This is a genomic window from Proteiniphilum sp. UBA1028 (genome assembly GCF_002316955.1).
Lineage (GTDB): Bacteria > Bacteroidota > Bacteroidia > Bacteroidales > Dysgonomonadaceae > Proteiniphilum.
Genome location: NZ_DCEN01000034.1, coordinates 1 through 3,937, shown reverse-complemented (window position 1 = coordinate 3,937; position 3,937 = coordinate 1). Strand labels below are relative to the sequence as shown.

The 3,937-nt window shown below is 57.9% G+C and carries 3 protein-coding genes; all 3 read right to left on the bottom strand.

The features are described 5' to 3' along the window. Nucleotides 1-14: 14 nt before the first annotated feature. A complete protein-coding gene (locus tag B3Z75_RS04975; protein WP_294068275.1) occupies nucleotides 15-2,207 on the bottom strand; it encodes a TonB-dependent receptor in 2,193 nt (730 codons plus the stop codon). A gap of 18 nt (nucleotides 2,208-2,225) precedes the next feature. Then, nucleotides 2,226-2,636, bottom strand: a complete 411-nt coding sequence (locus B3Z75_RS04970; RefSeq protein WP_294068274.1) for a Fur family transcriptional regulator — start codon at nucleotides 2,634-2,636, stop codon at nucleotides 2,226-2,228. 245 nt (nucleotides 2,637-2,881) lie between these two features. Further along, the coding region (locus B3Z75_RS04965; protein ID WP_294068273.1) for a GDP-L-fucose synthase family protein at nucleotides 2,882-3,937 on the bottom strand (1,056 nt) is incomplete at its 5' end.

The window sequence follows — 3,937 nt, the reverse complement described above, 5'->3', positions numbered from 1 at the left end:
AAACATTAAAACATTCAAAACGGCACCTTCAAAATCAGTTGCAGGTTTCTCCCCGGCTCCGGCGCATTCAGCCGGCGATAGAAGCTCAGGTGATTGAGAAAGGCAACATCGAAGAAGTTGTCGACCTGAATATCGGTGATGACACGCCGTCCCCCCATCCGCCACTGCAGGTGAGCCGACAGGCCCCAGAGGGAGGTGCCGGACGTCTGCTCCTCGTTTTTGGCGATCCGGTGCTGTGCCATCACCCACCGGTGATCCAGCCGCAATGTATAGTGTGCGAGCGCACCGCCGCCCTCGCCGGTGTAGGCCACCTCCGAAGCGATCGTTGCCGGCGGCGAGAAAGGCAGCGGATAGTGGTCCGTCAGATTCCGGTTGTAGACATAAGAGAGATCCGACGCCAGCCGCCAATGGCCGTCGAAAACATATGCGGCCGTCACCTCCCCCCCCGCCATCAGCGCCCCGGACTGCCGGTAGGCATAGATCTGTCCGGCATGGGGCAACAGAGACCACTCGCCCGTTGGCTCCAGGTATATATAATTCGAGAAGTGCGACACAAAAGGATTCAGGACGAGGCGAAGCCCCGCTGCAGCAAACCGGTACTCCAGGTCCAGCTGCACCCCCCTTTCCGGGTTCAGCCCGTTATTGCCCGACTCGTGCCGGAAGGCTCCGTGGTGCACACCGTTCGAAGCCAGCTCGTTCGCCCCCGGGTAACGGAAGCTTCTTCCTGCATTCATTTTCAACGTATGCCGATCGTCGGGCGTATAGGTAAAGCCGATCCCTCCGGAGAAGTCACCAAAGTCCCTCCGCAGCGCCGCCGCCCGTTGTGCATAGAAGGTAGCCTGCTCCTGCGGATATCCCTGCGTCTGCAGATAATCCGCCAGCAGCGCATCGTAATAGCCCTGCACCGACAGTCGCCCCACATCGTAGCGGATGCCGCCGGTCAGCAGGAACCGGTCGTTCAGGCGAACGCTGTGCAGCCAGTAGGCCCCGGCGGAGAGACGGTCAAAGCCCGGCAGCAGGAACGAATATCCCCCCACCCTGTTGTGCTGATACTCCCCCGAGATGCCCGCCGTCCGCATCCAACGCTCCCCCTCCCCTGTCACGCGGCGCATGTTAGCCGTGTAGGTATGCAACAGGAACTGCAGCTCCTTGTCGCGATTGTTCACCGGCGGTGTCTGGTTGCCGTAGTGCGTGTGAAACTGCGCCATCTCACAACGGTTGTTCCGCTGAAAGCCCAGGTCCACCAGCAACCGTGCGGCTTTCCCCGTTTGCCATGCCGAGTGCGAGACCAGCTTCAGGTGATCCGACGTGGCGAACGGCAACTCCACATTCCGCAGATCACCGTCCGGCTCCAGTCGCCCAAGAGACGGGATGCCGTGTGCCCCCGGGAAGAAGCCGTTCTTCGTCGACACGGCCGAAAGATGCAGCCCGCTCTCCACCTTCTCCGCCGCGTAGCGAGCCGAGAGCGAAAAATTATACTCCCTCCCGGCCGTGTTCTTCAACCGCCGTCCGTATAGCGGCATCTGCCAGGTGAGGTACGTCAGCGAGTCCGCCGGGATGCGGTAGTCGGCATACTGCTGCACCGTTGTTCGTGCCCGCAGGAACCACCTTCCCCTTTTGCGGCTCGCCATCACCGACATCCCCAGCAGGTCGTTGTTCGACTTCCCGATCAGCGTCGCGTCGCCCCAAAACATGTCGTTCTCCGGCACGTGGGGCGGCAAAATCTCAATCACCCCACCCATGGCATCGGAGCCGTGGTAGAGCGACATCGGCCCTTTGTACACCCTCACTTTGTCCACGTCATACTGGTCCACCTCCAGCCCATGATCGGCTCCCCACTGCTGGTTCTGCTGCACGATGCCCCGGTCCACCACCGCCACCCGGTTGAAGGCCATGCCGCGAATCACCGGCTTGGAGAGTCCCGCGCCGATATCCATCGAGGCGATGCCCGGCAAGGAAGACAACGTCTGCACAAAGTTGCCCCCATTATGTTGAAGCAGGTAGTGGCGTCCAATCTCTTCCACGGGAAGGGAGCTGATTCTGTTCTCCTGCGCGCCGCGACGGACACTGACGGTGACTTCCGGCAGCTCGTGGGTCGTGATGTCCACGGACAGCGAATCATCCTGTAATTCCGGCAGCACGAGGGCTCCATAGGCATATTCGGTTACTCCCGCCATCCATAACAGCAGGATAAATAAAATCTTCATTGGAAAAAATTAATCGGTTTAAGAAAGACGATTGCACCCGGCACATAGGCCCTCAATCACCACAAACACCTCCCGGGTCACAAAATCGTCCGGCAATTCCGCGTCGAGCCGCGTTTTACCGTGCAGGCAAAGCACCTCGTCGCACTTGCCGCAGTGAAAATGCGCATGCAACGGCTCCCGGCCGGGATGATGCCCGTTGAGCGCATACCGCACCGAATTATCGTTCAACACGATACGGTGAATCACTCCTTTCTCCTCCAGCGTCTTCAGCGTCCGGTAGAAGGTCACCCGGTCGAACAACTCCGGAAAAGGCTTTTTCATCTCCTCCTCCGACAGCGCCGTCTCGCTCTGCAGCAAGCCGGTCAGGATGAACTTCCGGCATCCGGTATTTTTTAAATCGTGGCGGTGCAATATCTCTTCAACAGTCATACGAAACAATATTTCAAATGCAACAATGTTGCAAATATAAATTGTTTTCGTTTATCTGCAAAAGGAAAAGAATATTTTCTGTTTTTTTAGGAATAATGGAAGTAGGTTCCTGCACAGCGATAAGAGACGCCCATAACAGAAGGCGGAAGATGGATGATAAAAGACAGTGATGATGAATAGCAAAAAAACGTTCCCGGTGTCGAAGGCCGACGCCGGGAACCCAATGCCGGTAACCGGCTATATTTCTAACGATTGAGGTACCACGCGCACATCCGCTGCACCCCTTTTTCAATCCCGACCGAGTGCTTCCAGCCCAGGTTATGCAGTTTCGACACATCCGTCAGCTTGCGCATCGTGCCGTCCGGTTTGGTATCGTCAAAGGTAATTTCGCCCTCGTAGCCAAGGGTGCTTTTAATCAGGTACGCCAGGTCACGGATCGATATTTCCTCGCCCGTGCCGATGTTGATGTGGCAGTTTCGCACCTCCGTGCCATCGCCCTTCAAATCACGGAAATCCACCCGCTCCATGATGTAGACGCACGCATCCGCCATCTCCTCGCTCCAGAGGAACTCACGCAACGGCATGCCCGTCCCCCAGAGCGACAGTCGTTCACCGTCAATCCCATATTTCTGGAGGAGAGCCACAATCTCCTGCCTGGGGTGATTGCCTGTCACCCCCTCCACCGGGCGCCGGTCCAGGTCTCTCTCAATGGCAGGCCAGTCCCCTTTCGCCAGGCATCTGGCGAGGTGCATCTTGCGGACCATTGCCGGCAGCACGTGGCTCCGTTCCAGGTCGAAGTTGTCATTCGGCCCATAGAGGTTTGTCGGCATCACCGCGATAAAGTTGGTTCCATACTGCAGGTTGAAGCTCTCGCACATCTTCAGCCCCGCAATCTTGGCAATGGCATACGGCTCGTTGGTATATTCCAGCGGGCCTGTCAGCAGCGACTCCTCCCGCATCGGCTGCGGCGCCTCCTTCGGGTAGATGCAGGTACTGCCCAGGAAGAGCAGCTTCTTCACGCCACGACGCCAGCTCTCCCCAATCACGTTATTTTGTATCTGCAGGTTGCGGTAAATGAAATCGGCCCGGTACGTATTGTTGGCCACAATCCCCCCCACATGTGCCGCTGCCAGGAACACATAGTCAGGCTGCTCCTCCTCAAAGAAACGCGCCACGGCCACCCCATCCATCAGATCCAGCTCCCTGTGCGTCCGTCCGATCAGGTGGGTGTATCCCTTTTGTTTCAGGTTGTTCCAGATGGCCGACCCTACCAGACCCCGGTGGCCGGCAACATAAATTTT